16 protein-coding genes are annotated in these 17,073 nt (G+C 66.7%); 7 read left to right on the forward strand and 9 right to left on the reverse strand.

Features of this window, described 5'->3' with window-relative positions; translation table 11 throughout:
- Nucleotides 1–4 precede the first annotated feature (4 nt).
- The 5 genes from A7X97_RS10875 to A7X97_RS10895 form a co-directional block, all read right to left on the reverse strand.
- Entirely contained in the window at nt 5–1,609 is a 1,605-nt protein-coding gene (locus tag A7X97_RS10875) for a glucoamylase family protein (protein WP_088496671.1), read from the reverse strand.
- Nucleotides 1,610–1,858: 249 nt separating this feature from the next.
- Nucleotides 1,859–4,915: a TonB-dependent receptor gene (locus A7X97_RS10880; RefSeq protein WP_061478011.1), complete on the reverse strand. Its 3,057-nt coding sequence runs from the start codon at nt 4,913–4,915 to the stop codon at nt 1,859–1,861.
- A 78-nt stretch (nt 4,916–4,993) separates the two neighbouring features.
- The gene (locus A7X97_RS10885) at nt 4,994–6,031 is read right to left on the reverse strand and encodes a LacI family DNA-binding transcriptional regulator (RefSeq protein ID WP_005417630.1); all 1,038 of its coding nucleotides are present in this window, start codon (nt 6,029–6,031) and stop codon (nt 4,994–4,996) included.
- 148 nt (nt 6,032–6,179) lie between these two features.
- A complete protein-coding gene (locus A7X97_RS10890; protein WP_005417632.1) occupies nt 6,180–6,455 on the reverse strand; it encodes a BolA family protein in 276 nt (91 codons plus the stop codon).
- Nucleotides 6,452–6,751 carry a YciI family protein gene (locus A7X97_RS10895; RefSeq protein WP_005417634.1) on the reverse strand — a complete coding sequence of 100 codons (300 nt, stop codon included), beginning with the start codon at nt 6,749–6,751 and terminating at the stop codon, nt 6,452–6,454. The genes A7X97_RS10890 and A7X97_RS10895 overlap by 4 nt, the downstream gene beginning before the upstream one ends.
- 374 nt (nt 6,752–7,125) lie before the next feature.
- Between A7X97_RS10895 and A7X97_RS10900 the strand changes: the two genes are divergently transcribed.
- Genes A7X97_RS10900 through A7X97_RS10910 form a run of 3 tightly spaced genes read left to right on the forward strand, consistent with a single transcriptional unit; the run spans nt 7,126 to nt 10,532 of the window.
- Nucleotides 7,126–8,031 carry a segregation and condensation protein A gene (locus A7X97_RS10900; RefSeq protein WP_005417635.1) on the forward strand — a complete coding sequence of 302 codons (906 nt, stop codon included), beginning with the start codon at nt 7,126–7,128 and terminating at the stop codon, nt 8,029–8,031.
- A gap of 13 nt (nt 8,032–8,044) precedes the next feature.
- Nucleotides 8,045–8,920 carry an SMC-Scp complex subunit ScpB gene (scpB, locus tag A7X97_RS10905; RefSeq protein WP_072168371.1) on the forward strand — a complete coding sequence of 292 codons (876 nt, stop codon included), beginning with the start codon at nt 8,045–8,047 and terminating at the stop codon, nt 8,918–8,920.
- Nucleotides 8,913–10,532 (forward strand): pseudouridine synthase, encoded by a 1,620-nt coding sequence (locus A7X97_RS10910; protein ID WP_072168372.1) that lies wholly within the window; start codon nt 8,913–8,915, stop codon nt 10,530–10,532. The genes scpB and A7X97_RS10910 overlap by 8 nt, the downstream gene beginning before the upstream one ends.
- A 116-nt stretch (nt 10,533–10,648) precedes the next feature.
- On the opposite strand, the gene A7X97_RS10915 is transcribed toward A7X97_RS10910, so the two are convergent.
- Nucleotides 10,649–11,437 carry an AraC family transcriptional regulator gene (locus A7X97_RS10915; RefSeq protein ID WP_088496669.1) on the reverse strand — a complete coding sequence of 263 codons (789 nt, stop codon included), beginning with the start codon at nt 11,435–11,437 and terminating at the stop codon, nt 10,649–10,651.
- 90 nt (nt 11,438–11,527) lie between these two features.
- Here A7X97_RS10915 and A7X97_RS10920 point away from each other — a divergent pair, with 90 nt between their 5' ends.
- Both A7X97_RS10920 and A7X97_RS10925 read left to right on the forward strand, forming a co-directional pair.
- Entirely contained in the window at nt 11,528–12,655 is a 1,128-nt protein-coding gene (locus A7X97_RS10920; RefSeq protein ID WP_111007913.1) for an MFS transporter, read from the forward strand.
- Nucleotides 12,656–12,750: 95 nt separating this feature from the next.
- Entirely contained in the window at nt 12,751–13,044 is a 294-nt protein-coding gene (locus tag A7X97_RS10925) for a hypothetical protein (RefSeq protein WP_111007914.1), read from the forward strand.
- On the opposite strand, the gene A7X97_RS10930 is transcribed toward A7X97_RS10925, so the two are convergent.
- The 3 genes from A7X97_RS10930 to A7X97_RS10940 all read right to left on the reverse strand — a co-directional run bounded on the left by A7X97_RS10930 (nt 13,031) and on the right by A7X97_RS10940 (nt 15,538).
- Nucleotides 13,031–13,465, reverse strand: coding sequence for a hypothetical protein (locus A7X97_RS10930; RefSeq protein WP_061478014.1), 435 nt, complete (start codon nt 13,463–13,465; stop codon nt 13,031–13,033). The genes A7X97_RS10925 and A7X97_RS10930 overlap by 14 nt on opposite strands.
- A 103-nt stretch (nt 13,466–13,568) precedes the next feature.
- Nucleotides 13,569–14,375: an amidohydrolase gene (locus tag A7X97_RS10935; protein WP_061478015.1), complete on the reverse strand. Its 807-nt coding sequence runs from the start codon at nt 14,373–14,375 to the stop codon at nt 13,569–13,571.
- Nucleotides 14,376–14,389: 14 nt separating this feature from the next.
- A complete protein-coding gene (locus A7X97_RS10940; protein WP_072168376.1) occupies nt 14,390–15,538 on the reverse strand; it encodes a pyridoxal phosphate-dependent aminotransferase in 1,149 nt (382 codons plus the stop codon).
- 238 nt (nt 15,539–15,776) lie between these two features.
- On the opposite strand from A7X97_RS10940, the gene ccmA reads away from it, so the two are divergent.
- Together ccmA and ccmB are read left to right on the forward strand one after the other, a co-directional pair.
- Nucleotides 15,777–16,346 (forward strand): heme ABC exporter ATP-binding protein CcmA, encoded by a 570-nt coding sequence (gene ccmA, locus A7X97_RS10945; RefSeq protein WP_414616775.1) that lies wholly within the window; start codon nt 15,777–15,779, stop codon nt 16,344–16,346.
- Nucleotides 16,343–17,038, forward strand: coding sequence for a heme exporter protein CcmB (gene ccmB, locus A7X97_RS10950; protein WP_006456616.1), 696 nt, complete (start codon nt 16,343–16,345; stop codon nt 17,036–17,038). The genes ccmA and ccmB overlap by 4 nt, the downstream gene beginning before the upstream one ends.
- Nucleotides 17,039–17,073 lie beyond the last annotated feature (35 nt).

A 17,073-nucleotide genomic window follows, 5' to 3' on the forward strand; every position in this document is an offset into this window, starting at 1 on the left:
CGGGTTACTTGCCCTGGCCTGTGGTGCGGTTGGCATTGTTCTTCTGTTCCTGCGCGGCAGCCGCGCGTGATTCGGCGATACCCACCGCGCGTGCTGCCGCGGCCTTTTCGTCCTTCTGCAGTTCCAGCGGCTGGAACGACCCTTCCGGCGCCAGCCAGCCGCCGCTGAATCCGGCCCGCTCCAGGCCCTTGCGGATGTACGGATTCTTCTTCATCACTTCCCAGACGAAGTCGTTGCGGTAGTTGGCGATCATGGTCAGGATCGGCCCCTGGTCGATGGCGATGTAGTCGCTGGCGACCCAGCCGCGATCCGGCACCAGGCGACCGGTCTTGATCGGGATGTCGTAGTTGAAGCTGGGATTGAACGAATCCAGGAAGCCGTAGCTGGAATAGATGTAGTCGCCGTAACGCTTGTGCATTTCCAGCGTCGCCGGGATCACCTGCTCGGGCGCGAACACCACCGAGGCGATCGCCGCAGTCGGGGCAATGGTGCCGTCATCGAAGTTCTCGCGCAGGCCGGCGCCGCGCGAGGAGTAGTGGCGGAACTGGCGCTGTTCGCCGCGGTACTCCTGCGTGGTGTTCTGCGGGCCATCGCTGGCGGTCAGGCCCCACACGTTCTCGCCATAGTCCTTCCACTGCATCGGGTTGGCGATGGCGTACTCGCGCTGGGCCAGCGCGGCCGAGCGGCTGTTGAGGAAATAGGTGCTGCCGCGCTCGCGCATGTACGCGTCCTGGATATCGCGGAAATCGATCCAGACGTGGCTGTACTGGTGGCCGAACAGCGGGCCGAAGGACAGGTATTCCTGGCCCTGGTAGACACCCCAGTCGTTGTCATAGGTGCGCGTCCACACTGTCCACGCGTCCGGGCTGACCGGGTGCGTGGGCGAGCCCAGGGCGAGGATGTAGACCATCATCGCCTCGTTGTAGCCCATCCAGTCGTGGTCGATGAAGCCGCTCTCCGGGAACCAGCCCATCGAGATCAGCGGTGCACGCTGCTGCAGCCACGGCCAGTCGACCTTCTTGTACAAGGTATCGGCAATCTGGCGGATTTCCTTCTCGCGCGGATCGTCACCGTCGTAGTACGACTGCGCGAACAGCACGCCCATCATCAGCAGTGCGGTATCCACGGAGGAAAGTTCGACCCAGCTGTCGTAGCGACGGCCTTCCTGCATGTCCAGGAAGTGGTAGTAGAAGCCCTTGTGGCCGGCCTTGCCGGTGCGCTGTGGGCCCATCGGCACGTCGCGGAAGAACTTCAGCGTGGTCAGGGTCCGGTCGATCGCCTGGTTGCGGCTGACCCAGCCGTTCTCGATACCGATGGGATAGGCGGTCAGCGCGAAACCCACCGACGCGATGCTGGCGAACGGCCGCGATGGATAGCGGTCCGGGGTCAGGCCATTGATCTCGTTGGTGGTGTCCCAGAAGAACTGGAAGGTGCGGCGCTCGATGTCATCGAACAGCGGCGGCAACTCCGGCTTCATCGGCCGCGGCGGTGCATCGGCCTCGATCAGGATCACCGGCGGGCGCGGCTTGGCAGGTTCCTGCTGGGCCGGCTGGCAGGCGGCCACCGCCAAGCACAGCATTGCGGCGGACAACAGATGGCGTGCCTGCATGGCGCGGTTCCTCCGGTGGTCTGATCGATGGGAAAGCATACCGTCCAATGATCTGAAATCGTTTACAAGATGCGCTCTTAAAAAACCACGAAAAACGTGGTTTGACACCGCGATCATTGCCCACGCCGCTGCCCCCTGCCCGGCAGCGGCGTGGGCAATGGACCGGCACGGGGCCGGCCATTGCCGTTCTCACACAATCGATGCCGCCGGCGGACCGGCGGCATCGGATACAGCAGCAGGCGGCGCCGCTTAGAAGCGGAAGCCCACCTCGGCCTTCACCTGGCGCGGAGTGCCGATGATGTCGCCGGTCTCGTTGTAGCTGGCCTGCAGCTTGCCGTTGGTCTTGACGTAGTTGTAGGTGGAGAAGTTGTCGAAGTTGAACACGTTGATGATGTCCAGACGGGCGTACAGCTCGGTGTTGCCCGCCAGCTTGAACGTCTTCGTCGCCTGCAGGTCAACCGAACGGTAGCCGAAGATCTTGCCACCCACCAGGAACTTGCCGGTTGCGTTGGGCACGGCCGCCTGCGGGGTCGGCAGGGTGTAGCCGCTGGCCTGCATCACCGGGTACCAGTCGTTGACGGCGGTCGGGGTTGCCAGGGTGATCTTGCCGCCGAAGGTGATGCCCCAGAAGCCCGCGTACGAACCGGTCACCACCAGGCGGTGGCGCGGTGCGCCGTTGGAGCGGATGGTCGGGTAGTCACCGATCAGGCCGCGGTCAAAGGCGTACTTCTCGTTGATGTCGCGGTTATGGCGCGCGGTGGTCCAGGTGTAGGCGATCGAGGTGCCCCAGCCGCTTTCCTTGGTGAACGGCTTCTGTGCCGACAACAGGACCTGGGTGGCACGGGTCTTGATGCCCTGCTGGCCGATGATCAGGCTGCCGAAGCCCGGCACGTTGCAGCTCCAGGCCTGGCTCAGGCCCGGGGAGGTGCCACCACACAGGCGCGGATCATCGAAGAACTGGCCGGTCGGGTAGCGGTTGCCCAGGGTGAAGGCGAAGCCGTCGTAACTCAGGGTACGGGCAATGGTGGCGTCGGTCAGCCAGTCGCCGATCTGGTTGCTCATACCCAGGCTGAACTGATCCGAGTACGGCGCCTTCAGCTTGTTGTTCAGCAGGTCCACTTCCAGGCCGGCATTGCTGGTCGCGCCGACCAGGGCCTGCAGGTTGCCGATCCCGTTGAGCAGGTTCGGGTTCCAGTCATAGCAGGCGGCCTGGCCGTTGATGCAGGCGCCGGTGGCCGGGTTGCGGAAGTAGATGGTCGGCTGCGGCAGGGCCAGCTTGGTGGTTTCCAGCTGCAGGTTGTCGAACAGGTCACGGTCGTAGGAACGGCCGGCACCACCGTGGATCACGTGCTGCTCGTCGGCGTTGATGTCATACGAGAAGCCCAGGCGCGGCTGCCAGGCGTCCTTGAACGCCTTGCGGTTGTGGCCGTTGCTGATGTAGTCGCTGATGTCCAGGCCGCCCAGTGCCAGCGAATCGGCATAGGTCTGGCCAGCGGGGGCGCGCGGATCCTGCGAATAGATGGCGTCGACCACCTGCTGTGGGGTCACGAAGTCCAGGTAGGACGGGGTCTTTTCGTAGTCCCAGCGCAGGCCGATGTTCAGCTGCAGGTGATCGTTGACCTGCCAGTCGTCCTGGATGAACACGCCGTACTGCTTGGACTTCGAACGCACTTCGCCGGACACGCCGGTCACGCCGGTCACCGGCTTGACGAACTGCGCCTTGTACGGAATGGAATCGGGGAAGTCCGGATCGCCCAGCGAGTACGTGAAGGTCGGATTGATCTGCGCCGCATCGGATGCGTACAGATCGATCGCCTTGTACTTCACGCCCATCTTGATGGTGTGGTCACCGGCCCACTGGATGCCATCCAGGGTCAGGTTGTCTTCGATCGACCAGCCCTTCTGGCCCTTCACCTGCGAATCCAGTGCCGAGGCGCCACCGATCTTCACGATGGTGCGGTCTTCGGGGCCGTCCGGTGCGGTGTAGGTGATGCCGTTGGCCAGCGTCAGCGGGGTCGGGTTGTTGAACGAGTCTTCGTGGGTGACCATCAACTCGTTGTAGTAGCGCTCACCACTGTGGTTCCAGCGCAGGGCATAACGACGGTCGGTGTTGACCACTTCACGGCCGGCTTCCGGCGAGGTCTGGCCACTGAACTGCGACTGGGTTTCGTCGCGGTCCTGGAAGGTCAGCTCGATGCGGTCGTTGTCGGTCGGCTCGAAGTCGATCTTGCCGAAGATCAGATCCTGCTGGAACGGCTGGCTGGCCGGGCCGAGGCCGGCGGCACCGGCGGGCGGCAGCAGGCCGGCAGCGCCGGTGACCGCGCCATCCGGCGCGATGGTGACCGGCAGGTCGAAGCGCTTGGCTTCGTAGGTCACGAAGAAGTGCGCCTTGTCCTGGATGATCGGGCCGCCCAGGGCGAAGCCGTATTCCTTCTCGGCCGAGACCATCTTCTCCTTGCCGCCCTGCCGCTCGGCCGGGGTCTTGGCACGCATGTCTTCATCGGTGTAGCGGTAGAACGCCTCACCCTTGAACTCATTGGTACCGGACTTGGTCGCAGCCGTCACTGCGGCGCTCGACACCTGGCCATACTCGGCCTTGTAGTTGCCGCTGATGACCTTGTATTCGCCGATGGCCAGCTGCGGGAACGGGTTACCGGCGCTGCCGGACTGGCCGGCCACGCCGCCGCCCTTGACGTAGCTCTTCTGGCCGACGCCGTCGATGTAGACGTTGGTGCCATCTGCATTGGTGGCGCCGCCGCGCAGCGAGGTGTTGCCCTTGGCATCGCGGGTGAAGATCAGGCCCGGCACCGCGTCGGCGAACTCCAGGAAGTTGCGCGACACCTGCGGGGTGGTCTGGATCTGCTGCAGGCTGACGGTCTTGCCAACTTCGGAGGTGCGCACTTCCTGCAGCAGGGTCGGCGCAACAACGTTGACGGTGTCCAGGTTGGTGGCCGCGGTCGAGCCCGGGGTGCTGCTGGCTGCGCCAGCGAAGTTCAGCGTCGCGGTCGAAGCCACGGTGACGGTGACCTTCTGGGTCTGGCCGTTGGCGACCACGTTGTACGTGCCCGGATCCAGGCCCATCAGCGAGTAGCTGCCGTCGGCGCGGATGGTGCCACGGCGGACGGTACCGGTGGCCACGTTGGTGGCGGTCACTTCGGTGCCGGCCTGGGCACCGGCAACCTGGCCGCGCAGGCTGGCGTTGGCCGACTGCGCCATGACGTTCGGGGCGGCAGCCAGCATCAGGCAGCTGACCAGAGCGGTGCTCAGCAGCCGGCGCGCCGGCATGCGGAAGGTGGTATGCATCATCAACTCAATCTCCGGGTGGCGGTAACCGCTTGCGCGGTCCCTGCGATCAGTCAAAAAAAAGAAGAAACGCCTCTGGCTTCAACGGCCGGATGGCGGAGTGGTGGAATCGCGAACAATCAAGCGGGGAACCAGGGTCTGCTTGTCCCCTGCCCCATCCGTGGAGGTGCCGTCCATCAACTGCATCAGACGCGTCATGGCCCGGTCGCCGAGCTCGGCGATGCTGACCTGCATGGTGGTCAGCGACGGGTGGACGAAACGCGCCAGTGGAATGTCATCGAAACCCGCCAGGGCCACATCGGCCGGCACACGGACCCCTGCCTGCGTGAACGCATACAGGCAGCCCAGGGCCATCATGTCGTTGGCGGCGAATACGGCATCGGGCAGCGCTCCGGCTGCCAGCAACTCCTGACCGGCACGATGGCCGGAAGCTTCGTCGAAATCACCGGGCAACTCGATGCCTTCGGCGCCACCGCCAGAAGCCGCCAGCGCGTCACGGAAGCCGCGCAGGCGCTCGCGCGCGTCGAAGTTGAGGTCCGGACCAGAAATGAAGGCAATGCGGCGGTGGCCGGCATCCAGCAGGTGGCGGGTCATCGCCATTGCGCCGGCGTGGTCGTCGATGCTCAGCACCGGGTGATCCTGGCCGGGCAGATAGGTGTTGATCAACACCGTCGGCAACGACTGCGGCAGGTTGTCGGTCAGGAAGCCCGGGCTCTCGGCATAGGGCGAAAGCACCAGCAGGCCGTCGACGCGGCCGCGCATGGCACGCAGGGCGGCGCCCTGCTGTTCCTGGTCACCGTGGTAGCTGGACACCAGCAGGTGCTGGCGGCGGTTGCGGGCCACGCCGTCAATGCCGCGCATCAGCTCGGAGAAGAATTCGCCGTACAGGTCAGGCAGCACCACGCCCACCGTATTGGTGCGGCGGCTGCTCAGGCTGCGGGCGGCGGCGTGCGGGGTGTAACGCAGCCGTGCGGCCACCTCCAGCACAAGCTGGCGGACCGGTTCGGCGACATTTTCATGCCCGTTGAGCGCGCGGGAAACCGTGGCCACGGAGACCCGGGCTTCGCGTGCGACGTCTTTGATTGTGATAGCTGCCTTGTTCACGAAGCCGCCCTCCACGGCTTGGACCTACCAGCATTGGCGCGGAATGTAAGCGTTTCCATCCAGGCTTGTAAACAGTCCGTTAGGCGAATGTCCCGAAATGGACATGAAAACCTGTCCGTAGCGAGGCCATGAAGGACCCGCCAGGACAGCGTGGGACAAGGGCTCAGCCCTGTTCTGACGGGGTCTGCGCGCGGATGGACAACGCGTGGATATCGGTCTCCATCATCGACCCCAGCGCGGCATAGACCGCGCGGTGCCGGGCAAGCGGCCCCAGCCCGGCGAAGCGCTCACTGACCACATGCACGTTGAAATGGCCGCGCCCGTCGCGCGCACCGGCATGGCCGGCGTGACGATGGCTGTCGTCCTCGATCTCCAGCACGCTCGGCGCCAGCGCCTGCTGCAGCGCATCACGGATCCGCTCGATCCGTTCCGCGTTCACGGCAGCACCTTGCGGAACGGGCGGACCTGCACGCGGGTGTAGACGCCTGCAGCCACGTACGGGTCGGCATCGGCCCAGGCCTGGGCCTGCGGCAGCGACTCGAACTGCGCGATCACCACCGAACCGCTGAAACCGGCCGGGCCCGGGTCTTCACTGTCCACCGCCGGGCACGGCCCGGCCAGCAGCAGGCGTCCCGCGTCGCGCAGCGCATGCAGCCGCGCCAGATGCTCCGGCCGCGCCTGCAGCCGCTGCGCCAGCACATCCTGGCCGTCATACCCTTCGATCACATACCACACCGGCATTTCCTCGCTCGCGTTGTCGGGTCCGCCGATTCTAGCCAATGCAGCCCCTGCCCCGGTCCGGCTGGACACTGGCGCAGCAAAGGCTTACCCTAGACTCCATTGCACGTGGCTGGATGCAGCAGCCCGTCGGATTCTGCAGCCACGCAGCCCCCGACGACAGATCCGCTGCTTCAAACCGGACCACTTGGCCGGGCCACGTAGACGACCTCCCCGTAGTTCTGTCGCTGCCGTTTACTGCGGCGCGTCCTGCTGTTTGATATGTGTGGAATCGCGCCGATCCCGGCGTGTCTGGTGCCCTGGGGCTCCGTGGCGTTGGCCCGGCGAACCCGGTGCCGCGACTGGTCCGTTGCAATCCTGATGTCCATTAGATGACTTCCGAACTCGCGCTCGACGCGAACCCGCCAACCCGGCCGCCCGCCCCCCAGCAGCAGGAAATGCCGCTGGCCGTGGTGCATGGGCAACCGGTCCTGCAGATCCCGCAGGACCTGTACATCCCGCCGGACGCGCTGGAAGTCATCCTGGACGCCTTCGAAGGCCCGCTGGACCTGCTGCTGTACCTGATCCGCCGCCAGAACCTGGATGTGCTGGACATTCCCGTGGCCGAAATCACCCGGCAGTACGTGGAATACATCACCGTGATGCGCGAGCTGCGCTTCGAGCTGGCGGCCGAGTACCTGGTGATGGCCGCGATCCTGGCCGAGGTGAAGTCGCGGATGCTGCTGCCGCGCCCGGTCAGCGAGGAAGGCGATGAGGCCGACCCGCGCGCCGAGCTGGTGCGCCGGCTGCAGGAGTACGAACGTTTCAAGCAGGCCGCCGAGGACATCGACGCCCTGCCCCGCCAGGACCGCGACACGACGGTGGCGCATGCCTTCATGCCCGAGCGCGCCACGGTGAAGCTGCCGCCGCCGGTGGACCTGAAGGAAATGCTGCTGGCCCTGCACGACGTGCTCAAGCGCGCCGAGCTGTTCAGCGGCCACGCCATCAAGCGCGAAGCACTGAGCGTGCGGCAACGCATGGGCGAAGTACTGGGACGCCTGGAAGACGGCAAGTTCTATCGTTTTGAAGGGCTGTTCACCGCCGAAGAAGGCAAGCTGGGCGTGCTGGTCACGTTCCTGGCGGTGCTGGAACTGGCCAAGGAACAGTTGCTGGACATCGTCCAGGAAGAACCGCTGGCGCCGATCTACGTGAAGTCGCTGGCCGCTGGAAACACCAACGCGCCGCTGCAGTTCAGCAGCGAGTTCGACGACAACGACGCCGCCAATGCCAACGAGTGAGCGCTGACTGCCGATGGATCAATCGCTGATCGACCGCATTGTCGAGGGTGCCCTGCTGGCCTCCAGCCAGCCACTCACCCTGGCCCAGCTGAAGGACCTGTTTCCGGAAGAGGAACCGGCACCGCCGGGCAGCATCGAACGTGCGCTGGAGCGCCTGCGCGAGGCCTGCGAAGGTCGTGGCGTGGAACTGGTCGAGGTCGCCTCCGGCTTCCGCTACCAGGTCACCGGCGAAGTACATGGCTGGATCAGCCGGCTGTGGACCGAACGCAAGACCCGCTACACCCGCGCCACCCTGGAAACCCTGGCGCTGATCGCCTACCGGCAGCCGATCACCCGCGGCGAGATCGAGCAAGTGCGCGGCGTGGCGGTCAGCAGCAACATCATCCAGGCGCTGGAAGAACGCGAATGGATCCGCGTGGTCGGCCACCGCGACGTGCCCGGCAAGCCGGCGCTGTTCGGCACCACCAAGGGCTTCCTGGACTACTTCGGGCTGAAGCGGCTGGACGAACTGCCGCCGCTGTCGGAACTGAAGGACCTGGGTGAGCTGGAACCGCAGCTGGCCCTGGACCGTGATGCACCGGCCGTGGCCGGTGCCGAGGGTCCGGACATCTCGGCCGGCGCCGATGGCGTTGCCGCGAACGATGACGCCGGCCTGGCCGGCAGTGACACCCCCGATTCCGCCAATGCAGCCCCTGCATCGGCCTCCGATGAGCAAGCACCTTCGCCCCTCGATGATGGGCACCCCGATTCCGCGCCGGGCGAGCGCGCGGTGCCAGTGAACGAACGCGAAGACAACGCCGTCGCGATGACGACCGTGGCTGTTGACCAAGCCGATTCCGAACCAGAGGCCGACCTCGAAACCGTCGGCCGGAGCAAAACTGATGAGTGACACCCCCCGTAACAAGCTCTCGCTGAAGCGCGAAGCCACCTCCGAACAGTTCAAGCTGGAAGAGCGCCTGCACAAGGTGCTGGCCCAGGCCGGCCTCGGCTCGCGCCGCGCGCTGGAACAGCGCATCGCCGAAGGCCTGGTCAAGGTCAACGGTGAAGTCGCGCAGACCGGCATGTCGGTCAAGAGCGGCGACAGGATCGAACTGGATGGCCGTGGCTTCGTCGCCACTGCCCTGGCCGAGCCGTCGCGCGTGCTGGTCTACAACAAGCCGGAAGGCCAGGTGACCACCCGCGAAGATCCCGAAGGCCGCCCGACCGTGTTCGAGTCGCTGCCGCCGCTGAAGGGCGCGCGCTGGATCGCCATCGGCCGCCTGGACATCAACACCACCGGCCTGCTGCTGGCCACCACCGACGGTGAGCTGGCCAACGCCATGATGCACCCGTCGTTCGAGGTCGAGCGCGAGTACGTGGTGCGCGTGCGTGCACCGGAAGGCGAGGAAAAGGTCTCCGACGCCATCGTCGACCGCCTCAGCCGTGGCGTCGCACTGGAAGACGGTCCGGCCAAGTTTGATGAGATCGAACGCATCGGCGGCACCGATTCTCACGACTGGTTCCGCGTCGTGGTGAAGGAAGGCCGCAACCGCGAAGTGCGCCGCCTGTGGGAATCGCAGGGCTGCCAGGTCAGCCGCCTGAAGCGCACCCGCTATGGCAAGGTGAGCCTGCCGCGCGAACTGGCCCGTGGCCATTCGGTGGAACTGGGCACCGCTCAGGTGGAAGCGCTGCGTGCGCAGCTGAAGCTGGAAGAAGGCGCTCCGTCGGCATTGACGCTGCAGCCGGTGATCGGCCAGCGCCGCGCCGCAAAGACCACCGTGCGCGTGCGCGAAGGTGGCCGCGGCAATGCCTACGTCAATGGCCACAACACCGCTGACGAAGGTCGCGAGCTGCGCCGTTTCGACAACGTCCGCGAAGACCGCGGCCGTGGTCGCGGCGGCAAGGGTGGCGGCTTCAAGGGCGGCCTGACGGTCAGCGGTGAAGCAGCAGCCAAGCAGTCGCAGAAGCCGTTCAAGCAGCGCGCGCCGAAGAATGACCGTTCGCTGCCGGAAGGCAATCCGGCCGCGTTCCGCACCTGGTACGTGCCCGATGGCGTGAGCACTGGCCCGAGCGGGCACCGCAATGCCGGCCCGGGCGCACGTGGCCCGGGTGCCCGTGGACCGGGCGCGGGCGGCCAGGGCCGTCCGTACGGCAAGCCGAAGGGCCCGGGTGCCGCCGGCGGCCAGGGCCGTGGCGGTTTCGGTGGTGAAGGCCGTGGCGGCGCAGGCGGCCAGGGTCGTCCGGCCGGTGCCGGCAACCGCTCGCAGGGCCAGGGCAACAAGCACCCGTACGGTCATCCGGGCAACGCTCCGAGCTTCCCGTCCGACCATGCAACCCCGGGTTTCAACCCGTATGGCAGCCCGAAGCCGGCACACGGCGCCCGTCCGGGCGGTCGCGGCCCGGGCGGTGGCAACCGTGGCCCCGGAGGTAACCGCGGCCCCGGCGGTCCGGGTGGCAACCGTGGTCCCGGCGGCAACCGCGGCCCGGGCGGCCCGCGCCGTAGCGGCCCACGCGGCGGCTGATCACAGGCCACGCTGAAATGAGAAACCCCGGCCCAGGCCGGGGTTTTTCTTTAAAAAGGGGACGGAGGGGATTAAGTCGTTTTCGCCACGCCATGTGTCGAAGGGGCGAAAACGACTTAATCCCCTCCGTCCCCTTTTGCGTGGCGCTGGAAAGCGGCGGGCGTGGTGCCGGCCATGCTGCGGAAGAAGGCGATGAACGGGCTCTCGGCGGAAAAGCCAGTGTCCTGCGCCACATGCGCGACGCGATGCCCGAGCAGCAACAGCTCCATGGCCCTCATCAGGCGCCATTGCTGGCGCCAAGCCTGATAGCCCATGCCGGTATCACGTTGCATCAGCCGGCCAATGGTGCGCACGCTCAGACCCGCGCGCTCGGCCAGCTCGCCCAGTTCGGGCGGCAGCTGTTCGGCCAGCGGCAGGCAACGTGCAATGCGTGGATCACGCGGCAAAGGCAGGTCCATCGGCGCCACCGGTGCAGCGGCGATTTCCAGCACGCACAACGCCAGTTGATGGTGCGCGCGCGGCAATTGCCAGTCATGGTCGAACGGTGCCTGCGCGATCGGCTCCAGCAAGGCCTGCAGCAGCGGACCTACGCCGATGATCGCCGGTTGCCGGGGCAGCTGGGCCGACAGGGTGGCGTCGAAGTACAACGAACGGTAGTCGACCGCCTGGCGCATCTGCGCGCGATGGCGCAGCCCGCCCGGAATCCACGCCGCGCGCGCAGGCGGCAGCAGGCTGATGCGATCACCGTAGGTCAGGCGCGTACAGCCCTGCCGGGTGTAGAGCAGCTGCGCGCGTGCATGCTGGTGCCAACCCGAATCGTGATCCGCCAGTGACGCCGCGATCCCCAGCACCGGAGCGCTCCAGGCATCAGCGTCGAAGGGCGCGTCCGGCTGCAACCAGGCCATGTCCGATTTCATATATCCAATGACAGGATGGAGAGAGTGCGCCATTGCAGGCGCGACCACAATGCGCGGCCCTGTTCGTGGAGCGCCCGCATGTCGCGTCGCCTGTTGTTGCTCACCATCGCGCTGCTGATGTTTCCCCAGCTGGCGCAGACCCTGTACAGCCCGGCCCTGGCCGATCTGGGCAAACGCTTCGCCCTGCCGCCGGGTACCGCAAGCCAGGCCATGAGCCTGTATCTGTTCGGCTTCGCTGCAGGCGTGCTGCTGTGGGGGCGCCTGGCCGATCGTATCGGTCGTCGCCCGGCCATTCTCTGTGGCCTCGGCGTCTTTGCCGTGGCTGCACTGGGCGGCCTGCTGGCTGGCAGCTTCGGCCCGGTGTTGCTGGCCCAAGCGCTGGCCGCGGTCGGCGCCGCGGCCGCTTCGGTGGTCACCCAGACCGTGCTGCGCGACCATCTGCAGGGGCCGGCGTTGGCGCAGGCATTCTCCTGGATCGGCATGGCCCTGGCCCTGAGTCCGGCCATCGGCCTTGCACTGGGCACGCTGCTGGTGGGCCGCCATGGCTATGCCGGTGTGCAGGCCGGCCTCCTGCTGATGGTCATCCTGCTGATGCTCGGATGCACATCCGGCCTGCACGAGAGCCGCCCTGCCGAAGTCGCGCACACACCCATGCTGCCGCTGCTGCGGCAACTGCTGCGCGATCGCTGGATCTGGTCACAGGCGCTGCTGGTGACGGCGTTCAACGTGGCCATGTACAGCTGGTACGCGCTGGGTCCGTTCGTGTTTGAACGACTGCATTGGCCGCTGGCTTGGTTCGGTGCAAGCGGCGCGGTGCTGGCACTGGGCTCGGCACTGGGCGCGTGGGGCAATGGCCGCCTGCTGCGTGCCGGCGTTGCCGCGGCCACGCGCATCCGCATCGCCGCAGGCCTGGTTCTGACGGGAGGCCTGCTGGCTGCGCTGCTGCATGATCACCCTGCCCTGGTCGCGGCGATGGTGCCGGGGGTGACGGGCTTCGGCTTGGCCATTCCCAATGTGCTCGGCCAGGCCCTGCGCGGCTATCCACACTGTCTCGGCAGCGCAGGCGCGCTGTTCGGCCTGCTCTACTACCTGTTGATCGGTGCGGCAATGGCGTTGGTTGGTGCAGTGCAGCTGCTGGCACCGACCGTTATCGTGTGTGGCCTGCTGGCCTTGTGGCTGCAGCGACGGCGTCCCGCTGCAACCTAGGAATGGCTGCAAATGGAGCGCACTGTGCGCGGCTTCCGGGAACGGCTTTGATTCGCTGGCTATCGTGCGCGCTGCCCCACCCAAGGCAGATGCCCATGATCACCATCACCGCCGAACAGGCCCGCGCCAATGCTGACGCCGCCAAGCGCCCGATCGAGTTGTTCTACCGCGACCTCGACAACGCCATCCAGGCCGGCTCGGAAAATGGCCGTCGCTACATCGTGTTCGGCTTCAGCCAGGTAATGGCCAGCGAGCAGCTCGTCGAAGACGCGGTCGCACAATTGCTGAAAAATGGTTTCGTTGTCGAACGGCTGTTGAGCGACTCCGAACAGCACTACATCCGCATCAGCTGGGGAACTGCCGAGCCGACGCGCCTCAGCGCCGGCTGATGGTGAAGGCGGCGCCGTCCACGCCCAGGTCCCAGCCCTTGCCGGTACCGGACAGGGCCAGCGAGATGTCACCCTTGGTCATCACCTGCGCGTTGCTGGACTTCACCGCACCCGCATGCGCACCCACCGAGGCGTAGGTACCCAGCAGTTCGTTGACGCTGACCGCACCGGTGAAGCTGCCACGCCCATTGGTGATCTTCGACTTGCCCACGGTCAGGCCGCCGCCCTTCACTTCGATACGTACCGGCATGCTGGCGCCATTGCTGCAGGTGACGGTGCCGTTGCCGGAGGCGGTCTTGTAGATCAGCGACCAGCCGGACAGGTTGTAGCGCAGCTGGCAATCGAGATTGCCGGCAGCGTGCGCAGCCGGGGCCAGCGTTGCAGCAGACAGGGCCAGCAGCACGGCGAAAGGCTTGTTCATGGCAGGACTTCCAGTTCGGTCGGACTGACGGCGAATCTAGCAGTGCGCGCGTGCACGTTGGATGCAGGCGCGCGCGCTGGTGCGGCGGTGTTCAGGCCGTGGCTCAGGCCTGTTCATCCAGGTGGAAGGCATCGGCATCGAGCATCGCCGGGAAGCGCGCGCGATGCGCGGCCAAGGCATCGGCCGAGATGGTGGTGGTCACCACCTGTTCGCGTTCGCGGATCTCCACCTGCGGCTGGCCGAGGAAGTCGATCACCGCGCTGTCGCCGGCGTAGTGCAGCTGGTTGCCGTCCACGCCGACGCGGTTCACCGCCGCCACGAAGCACAGGTTCTCGATCGCGCGCGCGCGCAGCAGGGTCTTCCACGCATAGGCGCGCGCCGACGGCCAGTTGGCCACGAAGATCTGCAGATCGAAGTCCAGCTGCTGCGGACGCTCGACGTTGTAGCGGTTGCGGCAGAACACCGGGAAGCGCAGGTCGTAGCAGACCTGCGGATTGATCCGCCAGCCCTTCCATTCCACGCTCAGGCGCTCGCGGCCGGCGGCATAACGCTCGTGCTCGCCGCCGTAACGGAACAGGTGGCGCTTGTCGTAGTACTCCAGCGTGCCATCGGGCGTGGCGAACAGCAGGCGGTTGTAGACGCCTTCGCCATCACGCAGCTGCACGCTGCCGATCACCGCCGCGTTCAAGGCCCTGGCCTGCTCGCGCACCCAGGCCACGGTCGGGCCGTCCATGCCTTCGGCCTGGGCAATGGCCTCGTTGGAGAAACCACTGGTGAAGGTCTCCGGCAGGATCACCAGGTCGGTGGTGCCGGCCAGCGGTGCCAGCAGCGCGCCGTAGTAAGCGCGGTTGCCGGCCGGGTCGTGCCAGCGGGTGTCGCCCTGGACGAGGGAAATACGCAGATCCTGCATGTCCACGCCTCCGCTCACAGCAGGCGCAGGCGTTCGATCGCCGCGTCCATGGTCGCTTCGTTCTTGGCGAAGCACAGGCGCACCAGGCGCTGGCCGGCCGGAGGAGTCTCGTAGAACGGCGACAGCGGGATGGCGGTCACGCCCTTCTCGATGGTCAGCCACTTCACGAACTCATGGTCCGGCAGGTCGCTGATGGCCGAGTAGTCGACCAGCTGGAAGTAGCCGCCCGGCACCGGCAGCGCCTTCAGGCGGGTGCTGGCCAGCTGCTCGCGGAAACGGTCGCGCTTGGCCTGGTAGAACGCGCCCAGTTCCAGGTGGTGTTCCGGCTCATCGCGGATCATCGCGGCGAAACCGTACTGCGCCGGGCCGAAGCTGGTGAAGGTGTTGTACTGGTGCACCTTGCGGAACTCGGCGGTCAGCGCCGGCGGGGCGATCGCATAGCCGATCTTCCAGCCGGTGCAGTGGTAGGTCTTGCCGAAGCTGGAGATCACGAACGCGCGCTCGCGCAGTTCCGGGTAGCGCAGCGCCGATTCATGGCGGCGGCCGTCATAGATGATGTGCTCATACACCTCATCGGAGATCAGGTAGATCTGCGTGCCGCGCAGCAGCTCGGCCAGCGCCTGCATGTCCTGCGCCGACAGCATCGCGCCGGACGGGTTGTGCGGGGTGTTGACGATCAGCATGCGTGTGCGCGGGGTGATCGCCGCACGCACGCGGTCCCAGTCGACGGCGAAGGTCTGCGGATCCAGCGACACATGCACGGCCTTGGCACCGGCCAGATCGATCGCCGGTTCATAGCAGTCATAGGCCGGGTCGAGCACGATCACTTCTTCGCCGGCACGCACCACGGCGTGGATGGCGTTGAAGATGGCCTCGGTACCGCCACTGGTGACGGTGATCTCGCTGTCCGCATCCACCTGCGCGCCGTAGCAGTCCAGCGCCTTCTGGGCGATGGCCTGGCGCAGCGGCGCCACGCCGGTCATCGGCGGGTACTGGTTCAGCCCGGCGGCCATCGCCTTGGCCGTCTCATCGATCAGGCGCTGCGGCGCGGAAAAGTCCGGGAAACCCTGGCCCAGGTTGACCGCGCCGTGTTCGGCGGCGAGCTGGGACATCACGGTGAAGATCGTGGTACCGACCTTGGGCAGCTTGGTGGTGGGTTGCATCGGCCTGGACTGTGGGGAACAAGGCCTCCGAGTTTACGCAATCCGCGCGTCGGTAGTGCCGGCCGCTGGCCGGCAACCTCGGCTGGCAGATGGCGAAATTGCCGGCCAGCGGCCGGCACTACCCTGTGAATTCACCGCTACAATTGCCACCGCACTCCGGCATGAAGACCCCTGCCCCTTGAACACCCCTGCATTGCTGGCCGCCAGCGGCCTGAGCTTCTCCCGCAATGACGAGCCGGTGTTCGGCCCGCTGGACTTCCATGTGGACGCGGGTGAAGCCCTGCTGGTGCAGGGTGGCAACGGCGCCGGCAAGACCACTCTGCTGCGCGTGCTGGCCGGCCTGGCCCGGCCCGGCGCCGGCCAGGTGCGGATCGACGGCAAGCCGGCCAGCAACGCCGAGCGTGCGCGCTATGTCGCCTATCTCAGCCACCTGCCGGCGCTGAAGCCGGACCTCGGCACGCTGGAGAACCTGCACTTCCTGTGTGGCCTGCACGGCCGCCGTGCGCGGCAGATGCCCGGCAACGCGCTGGCCATCGTCGGCCTGGCCGGTTACGAGGACACTCTGGTACGCCACCTGTCGGCCGGGCAGAAGCGGCGGCTGGCACTGGCGCGCATCTGGCTGTCGCCGGCGCCACTGTGGCTGCTCGACGAACCCTACGCCAACCTCGACCTGGAGGGCATCACCCTGGTCAACCGGATGATTTCGGCGCACCTGCGCGCCGGTGGCGCTGCGCTGGTCACCACCCACGGCGCCTATGCCGCACCACCGGTGCGTACCCGCCAGCTCGATCTCGGCGGTGCCGCATGATCGCGCCGGGTACCGAACCGGGCCTGTGGCAGACCGCAGGCGCCCTGCTCAAGCGCGACCTGCGCCTGCTCTGGCGCCGCCGCGGCGACGCGCTGCAGCCGCTGCTGTTCGCGGTGCTGGTGGTGGTGCTGTTCGCGCTGGCCCAGGGTCGTGAGCCGCAACTTCTGGCCGCCACCGCCGGCGCCGTGCTGTGGCTGGCCGTGCTGCTGGCGGGACAGCTGTCGCTGGATTCGCTGTTCCGTTCCGACGCCGAAGATGGCTCGCTGGAACAGTGGCTGCTGGCGCCGGTGCCGCTGGCCTGGCTGGTACTGGTGCGCGTGCTGCTGCACTGGGCCACCACGGCACTGCCGCTGATCGTGGTCAGCCCGCTGCTGGCCGAAATGCTGCATCTGCCGCATGACCAGCTGCCGATGTTGCTGGCATCGTTGCTGCTGGGAACGCCGTTGCTGAGCCTGATCGGTGGCGTGGTCGCTGCACTGACCGTTGGCATCCGGCGCTCTGGTATTCTCGTGGCGTTGCTGTCGTTGCCGCTGTACGTGCCGGTGCTGGTGTTCGGCGCAGGCAGCCTGGCGGCAGCCGGGCGCGGGCAGGATCCGGTCGGTGCGCTGCTGATGCTGGGCGCTGGCCTGCTGGTCGCGCTTGTGCTGGCGCCGCTGGCCACCGCCGCTGCAATACGTATTTCTCTGAGTTGACCGAGCTGAGAGCCAATCCACCCCTGCTGGATAGC

Source organism: Stenotrophomonas sepilia (assembly GCF_003244875.1).
GTDB classification, from domain to species: domain Bacteria; phylum Pseudomonadota; class Gammaproteobacteria; order Xanthomonadales; family Xanthomonadaceae; genus Stenotrophomonas; species Stenotrophomonas sepilia.